This window comes from Evtepia gabavorous, assembly GCF_003425665.1.
Classification (GTDB): Bacteria; Bacillota; Clostridia; order Oscillospirales; family Oscillospiraceae; genus Evtepia; species Evtepia gabavorous.
In genome coordinates this window covers 1-22,619 of record NZ_QQRQ01000025.1, presented here as the reverse complement: position 1 = coordinate 22,619, position 22,619 = coordinate 1, and the positions used below count along the sequence as shown (strand labels likewise).

At 61.2% G+C, this 22,619-nt stretch carries 23 protein-coding genes and 1 tRNA gene; 14 read left to right on the top strand and 10 right to left on the bottom strand.

The window, feature by feature from the left end; translation table 11 throughout:
• Positions 1–30: 30 nt before the first annotated feature.
• Positions 31–291 (top strand): DUF6429 family protein, encoded by a 261-nt coding sequence (locus tag DV520_RS10545; protein ID WP_117142716.1) that lies wholly within the window; start codon positions 31–33, stop codon positions 289–291.
• Between the two features lie 80 nt (positions 292–371).
• On the opposite strand, the gene DV520_RS10540 is transcribed toward DV520_RS10545, so the two are convergent.
• Complete coding sequence (locus DV520_RS10540) at positions 372–1,544, bottom strand: iron-containing alcohol dehydrogenase (RefSeq protein WP_117142715.1); 1,173 nt, start codon at positions 1,542–1,544, stop codon at positions 372–374.
• A 205-nt stretch (positions 1,545–1,749) separates the two neighbouring features.
• Between DV520_RS10540 and DV520_RS10530 the strand changes: the two genes are divergently transcribed.
• From DV520_RS10530 to DV520_RS12185, 3 genes are all read left to right on the top strand, one after another.
• A tRNA-Arg gene (locus tag DV520_RS10530) sits at positions 1,750–1,825 on the top strand.
• Between the two features lie 190 nt (positions 1,826–2,015).
• Positions 2,016–2,222: a hypothetical protein gene (locus DV520_RS10525; RefSeq protein WP_117142712.1), complete on the top strand. Its 207-nt coding sequence runs from the start codon at positions 2,016–2,018 to the stop codon at positions 2,220–2,222.
• Positions 2,223–2,606: 384 nt separating this feature from the next.
• Positions 2,607–4,199, top strand: coding sequence for a collagen-like domain-containing protein (locus DV520_RS12185; RefSeq protein WP_242984690.1), 1,593 nt, complete (start codon positions 2,607–2,609; stop codon positions 4,197–4,199).
• 46 nt (positions 4,200–4,245) lie between these two features.
• Here the strand turns inward: DV520_RS12185 and DV520_RS10515 are convergent, their stop codons facing one another.
• The 3 genes from DV520_RS10515 to DV520_RS10505 are packed head-to-tail and all read right to left on the bottom strand — an operon-like array spanning position 4,246 to position 6,638.
• Positions 4,246–4,974 (bottom strand): ABC transporter permease, encoded by a 729-nt coding sequence (locus DV520_RS10515; protein WP_021920810.1) that lies wholly within the window; start codon positions 4,972–4,974, stop codon positions 4,246–4,248.
• Between the two features lie 3 nt (positions 4,975–4,977).
• Positions 4,978–5,727 (bottom strand): ABC transporter permease, encoded by a 750-nt coding sequence (locus tag DV520_RS10510; RefSeq protein ID WP_117142711.1) that lies wholly within the window; start codon positions 5,725–5,727, stop codon positions 4,978–4,980.
• Positions 5,724–6,638 carry an ABC transporter ATP-binding protein gene (locus DV520_RS10505; RefSeq protein ID WP_021920812.1) on the bottom strand — a complete coding sequence of 305 codons (915 nt, stop codon included), beginning with the start codon at positions 6,636–6,638 and terminating at the stop codon, positions 5,724–5,726. The genes DV520_RS10510 and DV520_RS10505 overlap by 4 nt, the downstream gene beginning before the upstream one ends.
• Positions 6,639–6,788: 150 nt before the next feature.
• On the opposite strand from DV520_RS10505, the gene DV520_RS10500 reads away from it, so the two are divergent.
• Together DV520_RS10500 and DV520_RS10495 are read left to right on the top strand one after the other, a co-directional pair.
• The gene (locus DV520_RS10500; RefSeq protein ID WP_117142709.1) at positions 6,789–7,481 is read left to right on the top strand and encodes a response regulator transcription factor; all 693 of its coding nucleotides are present in this window, start codon (positions 6,789–6,791) and stop codon (positions 7,479–7,481) included.
• A complete protein-coding gene (locus DV520_RS10495) occupies positions 7,478–8,680 on the top strand; it encodes a sensor histidine kinase (protein ID WP_117142707.1) in 1,203 nt (400 codons plus the stop codon). Before DV520_RS10500 ends, DV520_RS10495 begins: the two co-directional genes overlap by 4 nt.
• A gap of 80 nt (positions 8,681–8,760) precedes the next feature.
• Here DV520_RS10495 and DV520_RS10490 read toward each other — a convergent pair whose 3' ends face one another.
• The 3 genes from DV520_RS10490 to ychF form a co-directional block, all read right to left on the bottom strand.
• A complete protein-coding gene (locus DV520_RS10490; RefSeq protein WP_021920815.1) occupies positions 8,761–9,417 on the bottom strand; it encodes a zinc dependent phospholipase C family protein in 657 nt (218 codons plus the stop codon).
• 86 nt (positions 9,418–9,503) lie between these two features.
• Positions 9,504–10,244 (bottom strand): elongation factor P 5-aminopentanone reductase, encoded by a 741-nt coding sequence (ymfI, locus tag DV520_RS10485; RefSeq protein WP_117142705.1) that lies wholly within the window; start codon positions 10,242–10,244, stop codon positions 9,504–9,506.
• The gene (ychF, locus tag DV520_RS10480) at positions 10,237–11,331 is read right to left on the bottom strand and encodes a redox-regulated ATPase YchF (protein ID WP_117142719.1); all 1,095 of its coding nucleotides are present in this window, start codon (positions 11,329–11,331) and stop codon (positions 10,237–10,239) included. Before ychF ends, ymfI begins: the two co-directional genes overlap by 8 nt.
• Positions 11,332–11,705: 374 nt before the next feature.
• Here ychF and DV520_RS10475 point away from each other — a divergent pair, with 374 nt between their 5' ends.
• From DV520_RS10475 to DV520_RS10450, 6 genes are all read left to right on the top strand, one after another.
• Complete coding sequence (locus DV520_RS10475; RefSeq protein WP_021920818.1) at positions 11,706–12,212, top strand: tRNA (cytidine(34)-2'-O)-methyltransferase; 507 nt, start codon at positions 11,706–11,708, stop codon at positions 12,210–12,212.
• Positions 12,213–12,295: 83 nt separating this feature from the next.
• On the top strand, positions 12,296–13,519 hold the full coding sequence (locus DV520_RS10470) for a phosphoglycerate kinase (protein ID WP_117142703.1): 1,224 nt from the start codon (positions 12,296–12,298) through the stop codon (positions 13,517–13,519).
• Positions 13,516–14,289: a triose-phosphate isomerase gene (gene tpiA / locus DV520_RS10465; protein WP_021920820.1), complete on the top strand. Its 774-nt coding sequence runs from the start codon at positions 13,516–13,518 to the stop codon at positions 14,287–14,289. Before DV520_RS10470 ends, tpiA begins: the two co-directional genes overlap by 4 nt.
• A gap of 49 nt (positions 14,290–14,338) precedes the next feature.
• Entirely contained in the window at positions 14,339–15,853 is a 1,515-nt protein-coding gene (gene gpmI, locus DV520_RS10460; RefSeq protein WP_021920821.1) for a 2,3-bisphosphoglycerate-independent phosphoglycerate mutase, read from the top strand.
• Positions 15,854–15,904: 51 nt separating this feature from the next.
• The gene (eno, locus tag DV520_RS10455; RefSeq protein ID WP_117142701.1) at positions 15,905–17,206 is read left to right on the top strand and encodes a phosphopyruvate hydratase; all 1,302 of its coding nucleotides are present in this window, start codon (positions 15,905–15,907) and stop codon (positions 17,204–17,206) included.
• 176 nt (positions 17,207–17,382) lie between these two features.
• On the top strand, positions 17,383–19,128 hold the full coding sequence (locus tag DV520_RS10450) for an S-layer homology domain-containing protein (protein WP_165850093.1): 1,746 nt from the start codon (positions 17,383–17,385) through the stop codon (positions 19,126–19,128).
• Between the two features lie 80 nt (positions 19,129–19,208).
• On the opposite strand, the gene DV520_RS10445 is transcribed toward DV520_RS10450, so the two are convergent.
• Positions 19,209–19,763: a recombinase family protein gene (locus DV520_RS10445; protein WP_021920824.1), complete on the bottom strand. Its 555-nt coding sequence runs from the start codon at positions 19,761–19,763 to the stop codon at positions 19,209–19,211.
• 257 nt (positions 19,764–20,020) lie between these two features.
• On the opposite strand from DV520_RS10445, the gene DV520_RS10440 reads away from it, so the two are divergent.
• The gene (locus tag DV520_RS10440; RefSeq protein ID WP_021920825.1) at positions 20,021–20,311 is read left to right on the top strand and encodes a helix-turn-helix domain-containing protein; all 291 of its coding nucleotides are present in this window, start codon (positions 20,021–20,023) and stop codon (positions 20,309–20,311) included.
• 208 nt (positions 20,312–20,519) lie between these two features.
• Complete coding sequence (locus DV520_RS10435; RefSeq protein ID WP_021920826.1) at positions 20,520–20,837, top strand: helix-turn-helix domain-containing protein; 318 nt, start codon at positions 20,520–20,522, stop codon at positions 20,835–20,837.
• A gap of 56 nt (positions 20,838–20,893) precedes the next feature.
• Here the strand turns inward: DV520_RS10435 and DV520_RS10430 are convergent, their stop codons facing one another.
• On the bottom strand, positions 20,894–21,628 hold the full coding sequence (locus DV520_RS10430) for a YebC/PmpR family DNA-binding transcriptional regulator (RefSeq protein WP_021920827.1): 735 nt from the start codon (positions 21,626–21,628) through the stop codon (positions 20,894–20,896).
• 113 nt (positions 21,629–21,741) lie between these two features.
• Positions 21,742–22,539 (bottom strand): Nif3-like dinuclear metal center hexameric protein, encoded by a 798-nt coding sequence (locus DV520_RS10425; protein ID WP_117142697.1) that lies wholly within the window; start codon positions 22,537–22,539, stop codon positions 21,742–21,744.
• Positions 22,540–22,619 lie beyond the last annotated feature (80 nt).

The following is a 22,619-nucleotide window of genomic DNA, read 5'->3' as shown; positions in this document are numbered from 1 at the left end:
CCCTTTTCTCCAGAAGAAAGGAGGCTTCCCATGGACAGATCCCCAAAGCAGCTCCAGGAACTGACCCTGGCTTTGCTCTATCTCACCTCCCTCCAGGACCATGACGACCCCGCCGGCCGCCGGTGCTGGAAGGGGTATGACTTTCAGGTTCTGGAGGACCTGAAAGCCCAGGGGCTGCTCCAGGATACCCAAGGCCGCATTCCCCTGCGGCTGCCTCAGGAGGGCGTGGCCCGGGCCCAGGCTGTCCTGGCCACCCTGGGGATGGAAGACCTGGTCCCCCGGCCAGAATAACCAAAACCGCCCCTTCCGCCGCGCACAACTGCGGCGGAAGGGGCGGTTTTTACCGGGAGTACAGATGCGCCCCAGCTGGTTTACCGATAGGATTCGGTGTAAATTTTCACCAGGTCCTCATCTGTGAGCTTCAGACGGTCCAGCTTGAACAGGATGCCCATGGTGCTCCGGGCGTTGTCCACAAATTTGGGGAACTCCTCCGGCGTAATGCCGTAGTCGGACATCTTCAGCTCGTCCACGCCACAGGCCTTCTGCAGGTCCACCAGGGCGGTCACAAAGTCCATGGGCTCCTTGGCGTCGGTCTTGCCCATGGCCTTGGCCATGTCGATAAACCGGTCGTGAAGCTCCGGGCAGTGCTCCACAAAGTGCGTATAGTAGGCCCGGCTGAGCATGATGAGCCCGGCCCCGTGGGCGATCTCGTGGTAATAGGCGGACAGAGGATGCTCCATGGCGTGCTCGGAGCACAGATTGTCCACGCTCATCACCATGCCGGACAGGCTGCTGCCGAAAGCCACCTGCTCCCGGGCCTGTACGTTCTTCCCGTCCTGGCAGGCGGTGGCCAGGTTCCGGCCCACGGCCTCAATGGCCCGCAGGGCCAGCATGTCCCGCATCAGGTTATTGGTGTTGTTGATGTAGGACTCCGTGGAGTGGAAGAGGGCGTCAAACCCCTGGTAAGCGGTAAACTTGGGGGGCACGGAGAGCATAAAGTCAGGGTCCACGATGGAGAGGACAGGGAAGGTGTTCTTGTTGCCGCCGCTCATCTTCTCCTTGGTTTCCTCGTTGGTCACCACGGTCCAGGCATCCAGCTCCGTCCCGGTGCCGGCGGTGGTGGGAATGGCCACAATGGGCAGGGGCTTGTTCTTCATCTTTTTGCCGCCGCCGGTGCCGCCGTACATGTAGTCCCAGTAATTGCCCTCATTGGGGGCCATCATGGCAATGGCCTTGGCCGCGTCGATGCTGCTGCCGCCGCCCAGGCCCAGGACAAAGTCACAGCCGTTGGCCCGGGCGCAGGCCGCGCCGTCCATCACATTGTCCAGGACGGGGTTGGCCAAAATCTTGTCAAACACGGTGTAGGTCACCCCGGCCTGGGTCAGCTGGTCCTGCACAATGTCCAGGTAGCCGTTGGCCCGGGTGGATTTGCCGCTGGAAATGACGATCAGGGCATGCTTGCCCGGCAGACGCTGCTTGTGCAGCTTCTGGATCGCGCCCTGGCCAAAGACCAGGTTGGTGGGAACGTGGAACGAAAAGCTCACGGTTCAATTCTCCTTTCGGTTTTCCATGGGCGCCAAAACGCCAATTTTACCAGTTCACTCTATCACGGAACCCTGCCGGGAGCAAGTCCCCTTCTGTCTTTTTTCCAAAATTTCTCCCTAAAAATTTCTTTTGAAATTCGTCAAAATTTTCCTTTACAATTCCCGTCTCCCCTGCTATAATAACTTGGCAAGTTAAGATTGCTATGCGCCAGTAGCGTAATGGATAGCGCATCAGATTCCGGTTCTGAGGGTTGGGGGTTCGAGTCCCTCCTGGCGTGCCAAAAAAACAGTGTGTTCTTATTTTACAAGAACACACTGTTTTTTTATTTTCCCCTGCAAAGAGCGGGAAAGCCGTCCTCTCTCCCCCAGTCCACGCACCAAGCCCGCTCTCCAGGCATAGAATGGCAGCGGTTCGAGATTCCTCTGTGATCTCCACGATCCATGGCATGCCAAAAGGAGGCAAGATAGGATTTGTTTCTCACTCGTCTGAGCAATCTGCTCTGCGTCAAAAGCATTGTCACCATTCTGCTCACCCTGGTCTTTGGATACCTGACCATCACCAATCGGGTCTCCGGTCAGGATTTTCTTACGATATTCTCGGTGGTCATTGCTTTCTATTTTGGAACGCAAAGTCAACGGCTCTATGACAATGACACCACCTCCAAAGGGAAATCGTAGCCTTGGCCTTGCAGCCCTCATTCTTTTGCGCGGGAGGAAGCTCATATGAATTGTTATGGATACAACTATTACAAAAACTGCTACCCCAACCCTCTCCCGGAGGAGCAAGTGGTCTCCGGTCTCCAGGGACCGCAAGGTCCCCGGGGAGAACAAGGTCCCCAGGGAGAACAGGGCATCAAGGGAGACACCGGGTGCCCCGGCCCCATCGGTCCCCGGGGAATGGCAGGCCCGCAGGGCCCCCGGGGACCCCAAGGGGTCAGGGGCGACATGGGACCGAAGGGAGACCCTGGCGCCGTAGGACCGCAGGGACCCCGAGGTGACCCCGGGCCCATGGGCCCCCAAGGAGACCGAGGACCCGTAGGGCCCAAAGGGGATGCAGGCCCCATGGGCCCCACCGGTCCGAGAGGAGAGCGCGGTGAGCAGGGAGAACGGGGCCCCGCCGGGGAACAGGGACCCCAGGGCGAGCAGGGCTATGCCGGTGTGCGGGGGCCCCAGGGACCCCAGGGGGAAATGGGCTGCCCCGGCCCCCAGGGCGAACAGGGGCCCCAAGGAGAACGGGGAATCCAAGGGGAGCGCGGTGAGACCGGTCCCCAAGGGGAACGGGGGGAGACCCCTACGGTGGCAGTCGGCACCGTGCAGCTGGGCGACCTCCCACAGGTCATCGCCAACCCCACGGAGACCGGCATTTCCCTGGACTTTGTGGTCCCGCTCGGCCCCACCGGCCCCCAAGGGGAAGTAGGTCCGCAAGGCATCCAGGGTCCCCAGGGCGCACAGGGGGAAACCGGTCCCCAGGGCCCCACAGGCGCTTCCCCCACGGTTTCGGTGGGCACCGTCACCGCCGGCGAGGACCCCCAGATCACCGCCGTCCCCACAGAGACCGGCGTTTCCCTGAGCTTCGTGGTCCCCATTGGCCCCACGGGGCCCCAGGGCGAGACCGGCCCCCAAGGAGAAACCGGCGCACGCGGTCCCCAGGGTGAACCCGGGGCCACCGGTCCCCAAGGCCCCGCCGGCGGCACGCCCACAGTGGCGGTAGGCAGCGTCACCGCCGGGGCAGATCCCCAGGTGACCGCCGTCCCCACAGAGACGGGAATCTCCCTGGATTTCGTGGTCCCCGTGGGGCCCACAGGGCCCCAGGGAGAAGCAGGCCCCCAAGGAGAACAGGGTGAACCCGGCCCCCAGGGCGCGGTGGGCGCCACCGGACCCCAGGGTCTGACCGGCGCCACGCCCACGGTGTCCGTGGGCAGCGTCACCGCCGGTGACATTCCCCAGGTCACCGCTACCCCCACAGAGACCGGCATCTCTCTGGCCTTCGTGGTCCCCGTGGGGCCCACAGGGCCCCAGGGAGAAACCGGCCCCCAGGGCGAGAAAGGCGAGGCAGGTCCCCAGGGCGAGACCGGTGGGATCGGCCCCCAGGGGGAGAAAGGTGATGTAGGTCCCCAAGGGGAATCCGGTCCAAAAGGCGACCCCGGCACCTCCCCCAAAATCACTGTGGAAGAGGACACCCCCACCACCTATAAGGTAAAGTTCACCGACGACACCCAGGAGATCGTCAGCCCAAACCTCCGCTCCAACCTGAAGGTCTATAATAAAAACCTCTCGGTTGCCGGCAGTTCCCTGGAGGTTCCCCTGGAAAATCTGATCCTCACGGCGGAATACTCCGGGGTGGGAACCATTCGGCTCTCCCTCCGGCCCAAAGACACCGCCGCCCCCGTGCTGGCAGATGTCCGACGGACCAGCATTTACGGCGGTCTGGGCGCAGTGGAGGTACAGACCCTCGACAACACCAAAATCTCCACCAGGACTGTGATAGACGACATCGTGTACGATCAGTCCGAAGAAATGCACTGGATCCGGCTCCGGCAGCAGGACCCCAGCACCAGCCTTTGGTCCATGTGTGAGGTCCGCACCTTCTCCTCTAAGCTGGGGGCCAGAACCTCCATCTGCGTGGATTGGCTCTATACCGGCGTCACATTTTAACATCACAGCGTGCAAGCGCCCCTCTGGATCAGAGGGGCGCTTGCCGTTATCCCGTGGTCACATCCCGCCCGGCCATGCAGCGGATGGTCAGGAAGGAAAAGAGGGCGATGCAGACCCCGCAGGCCAGCACAAAGGGTCCCACCTCCAGGGAGAGGTTGGGGTTATTGGCCCGCATGCCCAAGCAGAGCAGGGAATATGGGCAATACAGTCCGGCCCCCTGGCTGGTCATCACCAGGCCGGCAATACCCCCCACCAGCCCCAGGGCCACCGGCGGGGCGAAGGAGCGGATCACCAAGCTGAGGAAAAGCTGCACCGCACACACCGCCATGCCCCCCAAGGCCCCGAAGAACATCCAGCCCGCCAGCTGAAGGGGCAGCCCGCCGGACACCCCTGCCAGCTGGCCGCTAAGCAGATACAGTACCCCAATGCAGACCTGCCCCAGCACCGCCACACCGGCGGCCAGGAGAAACTTGCTCCAGTAGAGGTCCCGCACCGGCACCGGGGCGGTCATCAGGCTGTTCCAGTTGTGATCCGTGTGCTCCAGCCGCCACTGCCAGGCACAAAACACACCAAATTGCGCCGGCATGAAAAAACTGGCGGAAAATATGGTATGCTGGCTCCACAGACTGTACCATCCATTGTCCAGAATCTCCAGGTTTCCCAGATAGTTCAGGGTTCCCATAATCGCAGGAAACAACGGCAGGACCAGAAAGACCGCCCACACCGGGCTCCGGCGGCATTTCATTCCCTCACTGCGCAATGCACGAAGCAGCACCTTTCATACCTCCTTCCGAACAAACAGGCCCCGGCCCACCGCCAGCACGACGATCATCCAGAGAGCCAGCAGGCCGAATTCCAGGGGCCGGGTCTGGACCCAGTAAAACTCCGTGGCCCGGGTGACCGGGTCCCAGTTCATGCCCGCCTGGATCAGCACCCCATAGTACCCCCAGATGACGCACCGCTGGACCCACTGGGGAAAAAACAGGGCAAACAGCCCCACAAAGCTGCCGAAAATCCCCACCGCCAGCGGCACCGCCTGGTTGACAAACCAAAGGGACAGGCCCTGCTGCAAGGCATAGATCACAAAACTCACCCCAAAGCAGAGGGCAAAGGAAAGCAGCAGCTTTCCCCAGGGGATCTGGGTCGGAAACCCCACGGCCAGCCCCAACAGGCTCAGGAGCACCGTGCGCAGCAGCAGCATGCCGCCCACCAGAATCGCTCCCCAGGCCAGCTTGGCCCCAAACAGCCGCTGCGGCGTGGTCACGGTCTCCCAGAGCTTCCAGGTGCTCCCCTTGTGCTCCAGCTCACAGTTCCGGCTGGCCAGGGCACTGATGGTGAGGGGCAGCATCACCGCGTCGATGACCGCCAGGTTATACAGCAGGGACATCCAGCCCTGGGCCAATTCCCCCGGCTCCATCTGGGTCAAGGTGCGGCCCATCCACGCCAGCTGCACCGCCACAAAGGCCAGACAGATCAGGGCAATCTTTCTCCGGCGGCATTTGAAAAACTCCATCCGCAGCAGCTTCATAGGCTCACTTCCTTTCCCCCTGTGAGCTCCAGGAAGATGTCCTCCAGGCTCTTCTGCCGCTCCTCCAGGCGGACCAGCCCCAGGCGTCCCTCCACCAGAGCCCGGCACAGCCCGGCCGCCTGCTCGTCCGGGAGAATGGGCAGGACCAGATAGTCCCCCTCCTCCGTCCAGCCGATGCCCTTCTCCCTGAGCACCTGGGCGGCCAGCGCATTGTTGGTGGTTCGCAGGGCCAAATGGTGGCGGCTGCGCCCATGGAGGGCGGCCAGGGTGTCCTGGAACACCAGCACCCCCTCCCGGATGATGCCCACGGTGTCGGCCATCTGGTCGATCTCACTGAGCAGGTGGCTGGAGACCACCACCGTCATGCCAAACCGGCTGGGCAGGTCTCGGATCAGCTCCCGCATCTCCTGGATGCCCGCAGGGTCCAGGCCGTTGGTGGGCTCGTCCAAAATCAGCAGCTTGGGATAGCCCAGCAGGGCCGTGGCAATGCCCAGCCGCTGCTTCATCCCCAGGGAATAGTGGCAGACCTTTTTCCCCCGCTGCCCCTCCAGCCGGACGATCTCCAGCACCTCCCGGATGGCTTTTGGGGGAAGGCCCCGGAGGGTCTGCACAATCCGCAGGTTCTCCTCCCCGGTGAGGTGTCCGTAATAGCTGGGGCTCTCAATGAGACTGCCCACCTGGCGCAGCACGGCAATCCGGTTGCCCCGGTTCATGGGCTGGCCAAACACCTGAATCTCCCCCTGGGTGGGGCGGACCAACCCCAGGATCATCTTCAGCGTGGTGGACTTCCCCGCGCCGTTGGGCCCCAGGAAGCCGTAAATGCTCCCCTCCGGCACCTGAAGGGCCAGGTTGGTCACCCGCATGACCGTGCCATAGCGTTTGCACAGGTTTCTGGTTTCAATGATCGGCATAGCGCAAACCTCCTTACAGGGCAAAGAATACCGCGCCCGCCTTACAGCCCCATGAAGGCCACCTTACGATTTCCTTACTTTTTTCCCAAGGTGGCTGGAAATACCCCGGAAATCCGTTATACTATTAAGAACAATAGGAGGTGTATTTCAATGGCTTATCAGATTTTGGTGGTGGACGATGAACCCGCCCTCCGGATGATGGTGCAGGAAATCCTGACCCAGGCCGGCTACGCCGTCTGCCTGGCCGGCAGCTGCAGGGAGGCCCTAACCCAGCGGGCCCAGGTCCATCCCGACGCCATTCTCCTGGACGTGATGCTCCCCGACGGCGATGGGTTCTCTCTGCTGGGCCAGCTGCGGCAGCAGGGGGACGTCCCGGTGCTCTTTCTCTCCGCCCGGGATGAGGACGAGGCCCGGCTCCGGGGCCTGGGACTGGGCGCCGACGACTACATCACCAAACCCTTTCTGGCCCAGGAGCTGCTGCTGCGGCTGCATGCAGTGCTCCGCCGGGTGTACCGCGCCGCCTCCGAGGAGGAGCCCGCCCGGCTGGGCGGCACGGAGGTCCATTGGGGGACGGGAACCCTCCGGCGGGATGGCCGGGAGGTCCCCCTCACCGCCAAGGAGTTTGCCCTGCTGAAAAAGCTCTGGGAGAACCACGGCAACATTGTCACCATCGACGCCCTCTGTCAGGCCCTGTGGGAGGGGCCCATGGTGGGCTATGAGAACACCCTCATGGTCCACATCCGCCGCCTACGGGAGAAGCTGGAGGCCGACCCCTCTCACCCCAAGCACCTGCTCACCGTCCGGGGCCTGGGCTACCGTCTGGTGCGGGAGGCAGCCCCATGAAGTTAAAGCACCTCTGGAAGGCCGCCGGATTGGTGGCCCTCTCCGCCATCCTGATTCTGACCCTCTGCCTGGCCGGTCTCCTGGCCCTGGTCCTCCGCTCCGCCCAGATCACCCAGTTCTGGAACGCCCCTCTGACAAAGCTCTCCCAGTCCCTGGTTCTGGAGGAGGGCCGCTATCACTTCACAGGAGAGGACCTTTTGGCACAGCAGGACCTCTGGCTCATGCTGGTCGGACGGGACGGTCAGGTCCTGTGGCAGTACAACAAGCCGGCGGAGGTCCCTGACCAGTACGACCTGCTGGATGTCGCCGCCTTTACCCGGTGGTACCTGGAGGATTACCCCGTCCAGACCCGCATCCGTCCAGACGGTCTGCTGGTGGCAGGCGCGCCCAAGGGAAGCACCTGGAAGCTCACCATCTCCCTCTCGGAGCAAATCCTCCACCTGCTGCCTGTCTGGGGGGTGCTCCTGTTCTTTCTCTCCCTGATCTGCGTGCTGGCCCTGGCCGCCCTTCTGCTGCGCCGCTGGTTCCGGCAGGACCAGCAGGCCCGGGATGAAGCCCGGTCTGACTGGATTAACGGCATCTCCCACGACATCCGTACCCCCTTGAGTATGGTCATGGGCTATGCGGGACAGCTGGAGGCCGACTCCGCCCTGCCCCCGGCCCGCCGGGACCAGGCCGCCATCATCCGCCGGCAGAGCCAGACCATCCGAGACCTGGTCAACGACCTGAACCTCACCATGCGTCTGGACTGCCAGATGCAGGCCCTTCGGAAAACCAAGCTGGACCTGGCCCCCTTCCTGCGCCAAACCGCCGCGGATTTTCTCAACAGCGGTTTGGCGGAGGGTTTCTCCCTGGCGCTGGACCTGCCGGACCAGCCCCTGCCCAGCCTGGAAGCCGACGAGTTTCTCCTTCGCCGGGCCCTCAACAACCTGCTCATCAACTGCGTCCGGCACAACCCCCCGGGGGCTGTCATCCGCCTGGGGGCCCGGCAGACAGGCAAGGCATGCCTGCTCTGGGTGGAAAACACCACCCCCGATGCCCCTGCCCCACCACTGTACCAGGAGGAGGACGGTGGCCCAGCCCACGGAACCGGGTTAAAATTGGTGGCCCAGATCGCCGCGGCCCACGGCGGGCAAGCCACCTTTTTCCAGGGGGAAACCTTCCTCTGCCAGCTGCGCCTGCCCATGCGCCCCTCTTAATGGGATGGCTCCCCCCTTCCACGAAAAGAATCACGCCGGTTCTGGTTTGTCCTCCAGAACCGGCGTGGTTTTTCTTGCCCTTATCTACTTGTCGTCCGTACCAAAATTCCCGCCAGCTCCTGGGCCGCCGGGGCAATCTGCGCCTCCATCCGGTCCCGAAGCTCACGGGCCTGTACCTTTTCCCGGGCGCGGATGCCGCCTGTCGCGGGCCGGCCGGGCCCGCAGAAACAGTTGCTGAGTGCGGCCATGCGCCAGAGACCGGCCAGATACTGCCGGGCCCCCATGGGCTTGAGCACAGATTCCGCCGTGGCCGCGGTGCGCCCCTTTCCCTCGGTGTGCAGCTTGGGGGAATTGGCCCGGCGCTTTTCTTCCAGGAGAAGCAAATCCAAAGCGATCTCCAGCCGGAAATGGGAGGAGCCCTCCTCCATCCAGCCATAGATCACCGGGTGAACCGTGTCGTCCAGCATGTGGTGCAGGATATAGCCGGCAGCAAAGCTGCGGGCCGTGGGGCTTCCCGTCTGAATGGCATCGGTCAAGTCAGGCAGAGACTCCTCCCGCCACCGCTTGTGGAGACGATCAGAGATTTTCTTGGTCCAAAGGGAGAAAATCAGCGGGTCCGGACCATAGAGGCCCAGGTGGAACACCGGTAGATCCTCGGTGCAGAGTTCTCGCAGGTCTGGAGGCAGCTGCCCCAGCACCTGGAGGCCGAAGTAAGTATGGGCGTTGTGATTGGCCAACCATACCACCTCCATTCCCCTTTAGCATACGCTGATGTCCCGTCAGAATCTACTGGAAAATATGAACAATTTCTAAATTCTTGTCCTCAGATCAAATACCCGCCATTGGGCGAGAGCACCTGCCCGGTGAAAAAATCCCCTGCCGGGGAGGCCAGAAACCAAATGGCCTGGGCCACATCCTCCGGGGTGCCCAGGCGTTCCAGAGGGGTCTCCTCCGCCAGGGCGGCCTTGGTCTCTTGGGAGAGCTGACGGTTCATCTCCGTGTCAATGACCCCCGGCGCCACGCAGTTGACGGTGATCCCCGAGGGGCCCAGCTCCTTGGCCAAGGCCCGGGTCAGGCCGATCACCCCCGCCTTGGCGGCGGAGTAAGCCACCTCACAGGAGGCCCCCACCTGCCCCCACATGGAGGAGAGGGTGATGATCTTTCCCTGCTTCCGATGGATCATGTGGGGCAGGGCCGCCTGGCAGCAGTGAAACACCCCGTCCAGGTTGACCCCCAGCATCTCCCGCCAGCCTGCCTGGGTGATGTCCGTGAACAGTTCCTGCCGGGCAATGCCCGCGTTGCATACCAGTACATCCAAGGTGTCAAAATCCCGGAGAAAGGCCGCCGTCATCTCCCTCACTTCCCCCGGTCGGGACACGTCGCAGGGGTACAGGCCCACCGGGACCCCCAGCTCCCTGAGCTCCTCCGCCAGGGCCTGGGCCCTGGCCTGGGCAGTGTGGTAGTGGATTCCCACCCCATAACCCTGCCGGGCAAACAGACGGGCAGTGGCCGCCCCGATGCCCCGGGAGGCTCCGGTGATGAGCACGGATTTTCTCTCAGACATTGAACCGGAACAGGACCACGTCCCCGTCCTGCATCACGTATTCCTTCCCCTCAGACCGGACCAGGCCCTTCTCCTTGGCCGCGGTCATGGAGCCCCCGCAGGCCTCCAGGTCGGCAAAGGAGACCACCTCGGCCCGGATAAAGCCCCGCTCAAAATCAGTGTGGATTTTTCCGGCGGCCTTGGGGGCTTTGGTCCCCCGGGTGATGGTCCAGGCCCGGCACTCATCCTCCCCGCAGGTCAGGTAGGAAATGAGACCCAGCAGGGTATAGCTGGCCTGGATCAGCCGGTCCAGGCCGGACTGCTCCACCCCCAAATCCGCCAAAAACAGCGCCCGGTCCTCCGGGTCCATGGCGGCAATGTCCGCCTCCACATTGGCGCAGATGGGGATGACCTGGGCCTCTTCCGTCTGGGCTGCCTGGACCACCGCCTGGTAATAGGGGTTCCCGTCGTGGTGCTTGAACCCCTCCTCGTCCATGTTGGCGGCGAAGATCACCGGCTTCAGGGTGAGCAGGTCGGCCGTGTGGAGGATTTCCCGGGTCTCTTCATCACAGGGGTAGCTGCGGGCGGATTTCCCTTCGTTGAGCCAGTCCCGCAGGCCCTTGAAGACCTCCGCCGAGTGGAGGAACTTCTTGTCCCCCTTGCCCGCTTTGGTGTCCTTGTCAATCCGGCGCTCCACCATCTCCAGGTCGGCCATGACCAGCTCCAGGTCGATGATGGCAATATCCCGGGCGGGGTCACAGCTGCCCTCCACGTGGATGATGTTGTCGTTGTCAAAGCAGCGCACCACGTGGACAATGGCGTCGGTCTCCCGGATGTTGGCCAGGAACTTGTTGCCCAGGCCCTCCCCCTTGGAGGCCCCCTTCACCAGGCCGGCGATGTCCACAAACTCGATGACCGCCGGGGTCTTCTTCTTGGGCTGGTAGATCTCGGCCAGCTTGTCCAGCCGGGTGTCAGGGACCGTGACCATGCCCACATTGGGGTCAATGGTACAGAAGGGGTAGTTGGCAGACTCCGCCCCCGCGTTGGTGATGGCGTTGAAAAGGGTGCTCTTGCCCACGTTGGGCAGGCCCACGATGCCTAATTTCATGGTGTTGACCATTCCTTTCTTTCGGGCTTACACCCGGATCAGGTTCGCCCGGCCGGGCCTGTTCCGCCCCCGGACCGCCTGTCTTTTTTCCGCTCCATTATAGTGGAAACCGCGCGAAAACACAAGGCCCTCTCCCCACCCGGCCGCTTTCCGTCATTTTCCCAAAAAAGAAGGGATTCCTGCATTTCTTTCCCCCTTCCCTTTTGTGCGACAAGCTGAATTTACCAGAAACGCTCCCTCCATTTTGAGGAAACCGCTTAATTTTTCCCTTTTTATCGGTTTATTGCGGGATTATATTGAATTTTTTCCCGTATTGCAGTAAAATGCAGGCTGTATCATCACGACAGTTTGTCAGGATCGAGGCGAAGGATATCATGCTGAATATCGTTCTTGTGGAACCGGAAATCCCCATGAACACGGGAAATATCGCCCGCACCTGCGCCGCCACCCGCAGCCGTCTGCATCTGGTCCGCCCCCTGGGCTTTGACATCAGCGACCGGGCAGTGAAGCGGGCGGGGCTGGATTATTGGCACATGGTGGACCTGCGCGTCTATGATAGCATAGAGGACCTCTTTCACAAAAACGAGATTACGGACCTTTGGCTGGCCACCACCAAGGCACCGCGGGATTACGCCCAGGCCCAGTTTCGGGACGGATGCTGGCTCTTTTTCGGCAAGGAAACCGCCGGCCTGCCCCTGTGGTTCCGGCAGGCCCATCCAGACCGGTGCCTCCGCATCCCCATGCGGCCGGAGGCCCGCAGCCTGAACCTGGCCAACTCTGTCGCTGTTCTCACCTATGAGGCACTCCGCCAGCTGGGCTTCCCCCAACTGTGCGGGGAAGGAGATCGGAAGGCAGCGCCGTCCTCTCTTGCAGGGTTCTGACCCGACACCGCGGAACCGCCGCCGGACCGGAGTGGAACCCGGACGACCCGCCGACAAAAATGAAAAGAAGGGGCTTTTTTCTGATGAATTATGACAAGAAGACCATCCGGGACATTGATGTATCCGGGAAAAAGATCCTCCTGCGCTGTGATTTCAACGTTCCCCACGACAAAACCACCGGGATCATTCACGATGACACCCGCATCGTGTCCACACTGCCCACCATCCGCTATCTGCTGGAGCACAATGCCGCGGTCATTCTTCTCTCCCACATGGGCCGCCCCCACGGCCAGTGGAAAAAGGAGCTCTCCCTGTTCTCCGCCCGGGACCACCTGGAAAAGCTGCTGGGCATTCCCGTCCCTCTGACCCAAGACGTGCTGGGACCAGACACCAAGGAAAAGTGCGCCGCTCTCCAGCCTGGTCAGGTGGTACTGGTAGAGAACCTCCGTTTCCGCCTGGAGGAGGAGCAGAACGACCCCGATTTCTCCCGGGAACTGGCCTCGCTGGCTGATCTGTTTGTCTTCGACGCGTTCGGGGCCGCCCACCGGGCCCACGCCTCCACAGAAGGGGTGTCCCACTATCTGCCCTCGGTGGCCGGCCTGCTGGTGGAGAAGGAGCTCCAGTTCATGGGCGCTGCCTTGGAAGCCCCCAAGCGCCCCCTGGTGGCCATCCTGGGCGGGGCCAAGGTGGCCGACAAGATCGGCGTCATCAAAAATCTGCTTCAGAAGGCAGATACCATTCTCATCGGCGGCGGCATGTCCTACACCTTTCTGGCCGCCCAGGGCCGCCCCATCGGCACCTCTCTGCTGGACGCTGACCACGTGGACTACGCCCGGCAGATGCTGGACCAGGCATCCCAGCTGGGGGTGAACCTTCTGCTGCCCCTGGATAACCTGGCCGCCAAGGAATTCTCCCCCGACGCCGCGCCTGTGCTGGTGGACGCCCAGAACTTCCCCGAAGACCTGATGGGCATGGACATTGGCCCCAAAACCATCCAACTGTTCACCGACGCCATCCGGGGGGCCGGCACGGTCATCTGGAACGGCCCCATGGGCGTGTTTGAGTTCCCCGCCTTTGCCCAGGGCACCCGCGCCGTGGCCGCCGCCATGGCCCAGCAAGCCGACGCTGTCACCATCGTGGGCGGGGGGGACTCCGCCTCCGCGGTGGAACAGACGGGTCTGGCCCATCAGCTCTCCCACATCTCCACCGGCGGCGGCGCTTCTCTGGAATTCCTGGAAGGCCTCGTCCTCCCCGGCATCGCCTGCCTGGCAGACAAGGAACAGGCCGGAGGGAACGCGGATTCATGAACAGAAAATATCGCAAGACCATCATCGCGGGCAACTGGAAGATGCACAAAACCGCCACGGAGACCAAACGCTTTGCCGAGCGTCTGAAGGGCGCCCTGCCCCGGTCCAAGCGGTGCAGCATCGTCCTGTGCGTCCCCTATGTGGACATTCCCGCCGCCGTCAAGCTCCTCAAGGACAGCCGGGTGGCGGTGGGAGCCCAGAACCTCCACTGGGAGGCCAGCGGCCCCTTTACCGGAGAGATCTCCGCCGCCATGTTGGCCGACCTGGACGTGAAGTACGTGATCATCGGCCACAGCGAGCGCCGGGCCCACTTCGGAGAGAGCGACCTCATCATCAACAAAAAAATTCACGCCGCCCTGGCCGCAGGCCTGCGGCCCATTCTCTGCGTGGGGGAAGACCTGGCGCAGCGGCAGCTGGGTGTCACCCTGGAGTTCATCACCTACCAGCTGAAGGCCGCCCTGGCCGGGGTCAGCCCTGAGGCCATGCGCCGGGTGGTCATTGCTTATGAGCCCATTTGGGCCATCGGCACAGGCAACACCGCCACGCCCGAGCAGGCCGGAGAGGTCTGCGCCGCCATCCGGGGCGTGCTGCGCAAGCTCTATGGCGCCCGGATCGCCCGGTCCACCACCATTCAGTACGGCGGCTCCATGAACGAGACCAATGCGGAAGCCCTTCTCCACCAGGAGGATGTGGATGGCGGTCTCATCGGCACCGCCGCCCTGGACCCGGAAAAATTCCTCCAAATCATTCAGACCGCCAACCAAGACTGACAAGACACTGGCCCGGAGCTCCGGCTCCGGGCAGCGAGGGAAAGGTTTTATGAAAACTCCGACGACACTTATCATCATGGACGGTTTCGCCTTGGGCGAGGAAATCCCAGGCAACGCGGTTCTGGCCGCCGCCACCCCCCAGCTGGATTACCTGTTTTCCCAGTATCCCTTCTGCCAGCTGGAGGCCTCCGGCCTTGACGTGGGGCTGCCCGACGGGCAGATGGGAAACAGCGAGGTGGGACACACCAACATCGGTGCCGGCCGCGTGGTGTTCCAGGACCTGCCCAAAATCAGCCACGCCATTGAGGACGGTACCTTTTTCGAGAATTCCGCCTACCTGGAGGCCATTCAGGCCTGCAAGGAAACAGGCAGCGCCCTGCATCTCATGGGTCTGCTCTCCGACGGCGGGGTCCACAGCCACATCACCCATCTGTATGCCCTGCTGGAGCTGGCCAAACGTCACGGTTTGGAACAGCTCTATATTCACGTCTTTTTGGATGGACGGGATGTCTCCCCCACCTCGGGGCGGGACTATGTCCGCCAACTCCAGGAGAAAATACAGGCCCTGGGCATTGGACAGATCGCCGATGTGATGGGACGGTACTACGCCATGGACCGGGACAGCCGCTGGAACCGGCTCCAGCGGGCCTATGACGCCATGGTCAATGGCACGGGGCACTTTTTCGATGATCCTCTGGAGGCCATTCAGTCCTCCTACGACGAGGGAATCACCGACGAGTTCATGGAGCCGGTGATCTGCACCCGGGAGGGCCGCCTCAACGCCGGGGACGGGGTCATCTTCTACAATTTCCGCCCCGACCGGGCCCGGGAGCTGACCCGCGCCCTGGTGGACCCCGACTTTGATAAGCTCAAGCGCAAGCGTGGGTTTCTCCCCCTGCATTTCGTCTGCACCACAGAGTACGACGCCACCATGCCCAACGTCTCCGTGGCCTTCCCCCACGAGAAGCTGAAAAATATCTTCGGCGAGTATCTCAGCAAACTGGGCCTGACCCAGCTTCGCATTGCGGAGACGGAAAAATATGCCCATGTGACCTTCTTCTTCAATGGCGGTCAGGAGGAGGTCTTCCCCGGGGAGGACCGTTGCCTCATCCCCTCCCCCAAGGTAGCCACCTATGACCTCAAGCCGGAGATGAGCGCCCCCGCCATCACGGAGGAGGCCATCCGGCGAATCGAGAGCGGCAAGTATGACGTGATTATCCTAAATTTCGCCAACTGTGACATGGTGGGTCATACCGGTGTCTTTGAGGCCGCCGTGGAGGCCGTGGAAACCGTGGACACCTGCGTGGCCCGGGTGGTCAATGCCACCACGGACCTGGGCGGCGTGGCCCTCATCACCGCCGACCACGGCAACGCGGACCAGATGCTGGATGAGAACGGCCAGCCCTTCACCGCCCACACCACCAACCCGGTCCCCTTCTGCATTGTGGGCGCCGCGGTCCGCCTGCGGGACGGCCGGCTGGCAGACATCGCCCCCACCATGCTGGACCTGATGGGGCTGAACCAGCCGGAAGAGATGGACGGCAAAACTCTTATTATCAACTAACCGCCCCACAGGGGCGGGTTATGGGAAACACAGCAAAAGGAGCGTATGAACATGAAGCAGATGATCGAAATCGTTGACGTTCTGGGCCGGGAGATCCTGGACTCCCGGGGCAACCCCACCGTGGAGGTAGAGGTCTACCTGGACGACGGCACCATGGGCCGGGCCGCAGTACCCTCCGGCGCCTCCACCGGCATCTATGAGGCCTGTGAGCTGCGGGACGGCGACGCCGGACGCTATCTGGGCAAAGGCGTGTCCCAGGCAGTGGAGCATGTAAACAAAGACATTGCCGAGGCTCTCATCGGCCTGAACGTCTTGGATCAGCCCTCCATCGACAAGCTCCTGATTGCGCTGGACGGCACCCCCAACAAGAGCCGCCTGGGCGCCAACGCCATTCTGGGGGCCTCCCTGGCCTGCGCCAAGGCCGCCAGTGAGAGTCTGGGCCTGCCCCTGTATACCTATCTGGGCGGAGTCAACGCCAAGACCCTGCCCGTCCCCATGATGAACATCCTCAACGGCGGTGCCCACGCCACCAACAATGTGGACATCCAGGAGTTCATGGTCATGCCTGTGGGGGCCAAGAGCTGGAAGGACGCCCTGCGCATGTGCGCGGAGGTATTCCATACCCTGAAAACGGTGCTGAAGGAGAACGGCACCCCCGCCGCCGGCGTGGGAGACGAGGGCGGTTACGCCCCCAACCTGAAAAAGGACGAGGATGCCCTGAAGGCCATTGTGGCCGCCGTGGAAGCCGCCGGCTACCGCCCCTATGAGGATTTTATGATCGCCATTGACGCCGCCACCTCCGAGTGGTACAACGAGGAAACCGGCTGCTATGACCTGCCCAAAGCCAAGAAAACCATGACCCGCCAGCAGCTGGTGAACATGTGGAAAAAGTTCGCTGACACCTACCCCATTATCTCCCTGGAAGACGGCATGGGGGAAAACGACTGGGAGGGCTGGGCCCTGCTCACCAAGACGCTGGGTTCCCGGGTTCAGCTGGTGGGAGACGACCTCTTTGTCACCAACACCCAGCGCCTGAAGACCGGCATTGAGAAAGGTGTGGCCAATGCCATTCTCATCAAGGTCAACCAAATCGGCACCCTCACCGAAACCCTGGACGCCATCCAGATGGCCAACCGGGCCGGCTATACCGCCGTGGTCTCCCACCGCTCCGGCGAGACCGAGGACACCACCATCGCCGACCTGGCCGTGGCCCTCAACGCCGGCCAGATCAAAACCGGGGCCCCCAGCCGCACCGACCGGGTGGCCAAATACAACCAGCTGCTCCGCATTGAGGAAGAACTGGATGACGTGGCCCAGTATCTGGGGAAAGACGCATTCTTCAACTTAAAGTAATCCCCCCGCCTCTTCTCCACCCCGGATCAGTCTTTGGGGCTGATCCGGGGTGTTTTCTGTCCTTTTGACGCTAAATTCTGGAAAATCCCTGGATTGTCTGGACATTTTGGCAAATCTATGTAATACTGATGGGAAAGATTCCCTCTCCCGACTTCGTGCAAAGGAGGTACTCCACCGTGAAACAAAAACGAGCCCTTTCCGGTGTCCTGGCCCTGGTTCTGGCGTTGAGCCTTCTCCCCGCCCCCCTGGCCCGGGCGGCTGGGACGGCAACCTACAACGGCAAAACATACAGCACCGATTATACCACCTGGCGGCAGGGAGATTCCGCCTGGGGGAACACCGCTCTCGGGGACCTGCACACCATGGCCGGCTCCGGCTGTCTGGTCACCTCCATCGCCATCCTCATGTGCCACTCCGGGGCCTATGATCCGTCCACCTTTAACCCCGGTGTGTTCCGGGACTGGCTGGATTCCAAAGGCTACATCAGTCACAGTTCAGACCGCTCCAAAGACGCATTGCTCTCCTTTGGGCGCATCACCTCCACTTCTTCTCCCCGGTTCTACTTTGTCAATCAAACCTTTTTCTCCGTCTCCACGCCGCTGGCCGACGTGGTCACCAAGATCAACGATCTTCTCAACAGCGGCTACTATGTCATCGCCCGGGTGAAAAACAGCGGCCATTTCGTTCCCATCGCCCGGACGGTGGGCGGGGATGCCCAGCTCTACGATCCAGGCGCCGCCTCCAAAAAGCTCCTGTCGGAGTACGACGGAACCATCGGGGGCCTGATCTATTTCAAGGCCAATCTCTCCGGCAAGGATACCATCCTCCCCAGCTCCCCTGCCAAGCCCGCTGCGCCCCAAGTGGGGAAGCTCTCCTCCGTCTATGGGGATGGGGACCTGATCTCCGTCTCCTGGTCTCCGGTCAGCCTCGCCACCCATTATAATATCTATGTGGACCGGAAAAACAGCGATGGCTCCTGGCAGGAAAACTATCGATACTACTTCTATACGAAATCCCCTTACTCCATGGAGCGGCTGCCGGCGGGGACCTACCGGATCAAAGTCCAATCCACCAACGCCAATAACTGGTCCTATGCCAACTCCGCCTATCAGACCTTTACGGTAAAGGAAAACCACCTCACCATCACCTACAACGCCAACGGCGGCAGCGTCTCCCCCGGCGCGGAACTGGTCAGCAAGAACAGCACCTACGACCTGCCCACCCCCACCCGGAAAAATGCCGCCTTCCTGGGCTGGTACACCGCTGTGGGAAAGGAACTGGTCACCAATGGCACCAAGCTCAAAAGCACCTATGGACAAACGCTGGTGGCCAAATGGGACACCAGCGGCCACAGCTTTGTCAAGAGCAAGACCTATCAAAACAATTTTAAGGATGTCTCCTCCCGCGCCTGGTATTATCCCTATGTGACCGCGGCCTACTCCTATGGTCTGATGGATGGGATTGAAACCAACAAATTCAAACCCGACAAGCAAATTTCCGCCGCCCAGACCATTACCCTGGCCGCCCGGCTGCGCAAGCTGTACTTGACGGGCAATGGCACCTTCGCCAACAGCAGTCCATGGTACAAGGCCTACTCCGACTATGCCATCAGCCAGGGAATCATCTCCTCCCTTCCCAGTGATATGAATGCCCCGCTCACCCGGCAGGAGTTCGCCTCCATCCTGGCCAAGGCCCTTCCCAGCTCCGCTCTCCCCTCGGTCAACGACGTACCCGACGGCTCCATTCCCGACGTGTACAAGTCCGACAAAGGGATCTATCAACTCTACCGGGCAGGGGTTCTCTCGGGCAATGACGACGCCGGCACCTTCCGGCCCAATGCCCCCATCACCCGGGCGGAGGTCGCTTCCGTGCTGGTCCGTATGGCCGACCCCAACACCCGAATCCTCTTCTCTCTGGACTAAGTTCTCCCTTCGTTCCATCAAAAAGCTGGACGATCCTATGGATCGTCCAGCTTTTTTTCGTGTAACATCTTTTCGGCGGCTTACAGGCCCAAATCCTTGACCCGTCGGTAAAACGTATTCGGCTTGAGCCCCAGCAGCCTCATCGCCGCCACAGCGGTCATCTCTCCCGCCCGCCACCGGGTACAGACCGCCCGAAACTTCTCCTCGTCAATGGCCAGGGGCGTCCGGCCTTTATAGCGGCCGGCCGCCTTGGCCTTTTCCACATTTTTCTGGCGGCGGAGCATCCGCTCCTCCTCCATTTCTGCCAGGGCGGACAAGACCCGAAGGGTTTCCCGCCCCTGCCCTGTGGCTGTATGGAAATTCTCCCGCAGGCTGGCAAACTCCACCTTGGCACTGTACAGCCGATGGAGCAGTATCAAAACATCCCGGGCGCTGCCGGCCAACTGCCGAAACTCACTGACCACCACGGTGTCCCCCGGCTGGAGGGTGGCGGCCATCTCCTCATAGGCCGGGCGGACCCAGCTTCGGCTGCTGTCCTTTTCCCAATAGAGTTTCTCCGCCCCCCACTGATGGAGGGCTTTCTCCCGGTCCCGGTCCTCCGCCTGCGTACACATGCGAATATAGCCAACAATCATATCAAACACCTCTTTACTACGTGGCAATAGTCTACCACGGGCAGAGGGCTCTCACAACCAATCCACCCATATTGGCAGAAACTACCAAACATTGCTGGAGACTTTTCCCACAAATCACCTCGGTGCTTTCAGGAATCCCCTTTCACATGTTTTTCTATTATGGCATACAGGTCTTTCGGCGTCAATAAAACTATACTTTTCTTGATAATTTCATATCGAACGGCGCAAATTATAATATCACCAAAGGGGTGAACACTGTGATTTGCGATAAAATTCGAACCTTACGAGATACCTGCGGACTATCTCAGTCCGCGCTGGCCAAGAAAATTGGTGTCACCCGTTCTGCGGTCAACGCCTGGGAAATGGGGCTGTCCATTCCCACCGCCCAATATATTGTTGCCATGGCTCAGCTCTTTCATATCTCCACCGACTATCTGCTGGGTCTGCAAAATAGCCAGGCCATCTACCTGGATGGCCTGACCGAGCAGGAAAAACAGTTGCTCTACGCCATGTACGGTTATTTCACAGAACGGGATACCGCCCCATAGTCCTCCCTCTCCCGGCAAAAGGATGGGGTTTCTTCTGGGGGCCGCCAGCCGTTGCTTTCTTAAATAGAATCGCAGAAAACGGGGACTTTTTTCCCTCATTTCCTTATGATAGCAATCATACCACTCAATTATTATATTAGCAAGAATAATATGATTTATCCAGAAAAAATGTTTTCTTTCTCTATACTGTTCGGGTGAGGTGATAAATATGATTGGAGAACGCTTAGCTGAAATTCGAAAAGATCACGGAGACAACCAGGATGACCTGGCCCGTAAGCTCAATGTCTCCGTGTTTGCCATTCGAAGCTGGGAACAGGAAAAAAGCGCCCCTTCCCATGAGATGTTGGTGCGCGTCTGCCGACTTTATCAGGTCTCATCCGATTACCTCTTGGGCCTGTCCAACATAGACCCGGTCTACGAACAGCGGCGCAGACTGGAGCAATTTTCCCCTGAGGAACTTACGGACCTCAAAAAATATGAGTCCTACCTTTTATGGAAAAAACGCAGCGAGAAAAATAAAACGTAAACCCCCGGCCCATGGGCCGGGGGTTTTCTTGTCATTTGGTTATTTCCCAGGAGGAATCATTCCTGCTCCCAGTTATGGTAGACGTTCTGGACATCGTCATTGTCCTCCAGCGCGTCAATGAGCTTCTCCATATTTTTAATGTCCCCTGCGTCAGTGAGCTTCACATAGTTCTGGGGTACCATTTCCACCTGGGCGGAGGCAAAGACATAGCCCTTCCCCTCTAAGGCGGAGGCCACCTTGCCGCAGTCATCGGGCTCGGTATAGATGGTGAAGCAGTCCTCCTCCGGCTCAAAGTCCGCTGCGCCGCAGTCCAGGGCATCCATCATCACGGTGTCCTCGTCCAAGTCCCCATCCTCATTGTCCAGGATGATCACGCCCTTGCGGTCAAAGGACCAGGAAACACAGCCGGTGGCCCCCAAGCCCTTGCCGAATTTGTCCAGCAGGTGCCGGACCTCAGGGGCGGTGCGCTGGCGGTTGTCGGTGAGAGCCTCCACAATAACAGCCACGCCGTTGGGGCCATAGCCCTCATAGACCACGCTCTCATAGTTGTCCGTGTTCCCTGCGCCCAGGGCCTTGTCGATGGTGCGCTTGATGTTGTCGTTGGGCATGTTCACCGCCTTGGCCTTGGCGATTACCGTGGCCAGGCGGGAGTTGTTGTTGGGGTCCCCGGACCCACCGGTCTTCACCGCCACGATGATCTCCTTGGCGATCTTCGTAAAGGCGGCGCTGCGCTTGGCATCCGCAGCCCCCTTGGTCTTCTGAATATTATGCCATTTGGAATGTCCTGACATAGGTATCGTTCCCTTCTTATCATAAGAATGATGGGAGCCGAAGCGGTTCCCATCTTTATATTTTTAACGTAGCAATTCTATCACAGAAAGCCCCCACTTGACAAGGCTTCTCCTTAGAAATATTCGAAAACCTCTCCCTGATTTTCCGCCACTTCCACCCAAAGGTCGGGAAACGCCTCCCGCACCCACTGGGCAATCACCGGGCAGACCACCGCCTCGGTGGAGTAGTGTCCTGCATCCAGCAGGTTCATCCCCGCCTCCCGGGCCTCCAGGTAGAGGTCATGCTTCAGGTCCGCAGTCAGGAAGGTGTCACACCCCATGGCCCGGACCTGGGGCAGCATACTGCCGCAGGCGCCGCCGCCCACTGCCACCCGTTGGACGGGAACCCCGGCATCCAAAACACGAATGCCCGACAGCCCCAGGGTCTCCTTGGCCCGACGGGCAAAGTGGTCCACAGTCATCGGGCCGCCTTCCAGCTGCCCCACCCGGCCCACGCCGTAGGGTCTGCCCGCTTCGTCGGTGCCGTCCACCGCCAGCGGAACCTGGTCCCTCAGGCCCAGCCGCAGGGCCAGCGCCGTGTTGACGCCTCCCTCCGCCGCATCCAAGTTGGTGTGGGCGCAGATGGCCGCGATGCCCTGCTCAATCAAGGCCAGCACCTTCCGCCCGGTGGCGGTCTCATCGGTGATCTGCCCCACCTTTCCCCAGATCACCGGGTGGTGGGCCAGGATCAGCTGGCATCCCTTCTCCGCCGCCTCCCGAATCACCTCTGGGGTGATGTCCAAAGCCACCAGGACTCGGGTGACCTGCTGGTCCCCGCGGCCCACCAGAAAGCCCGCGTTGTCAAAGTCCATCTGCGTGCGGAACGGCGCTTTCCGGTCCAGCAGGTTCCACACATCTTTTACTGTTGCCATTGGCTCCACTCCTCCCTCATCTGCCGCAGCTCTTCCAGCCGCTTCCGCTCTGTTTCCATCTCCCCTTGCGGCGGGGGTTT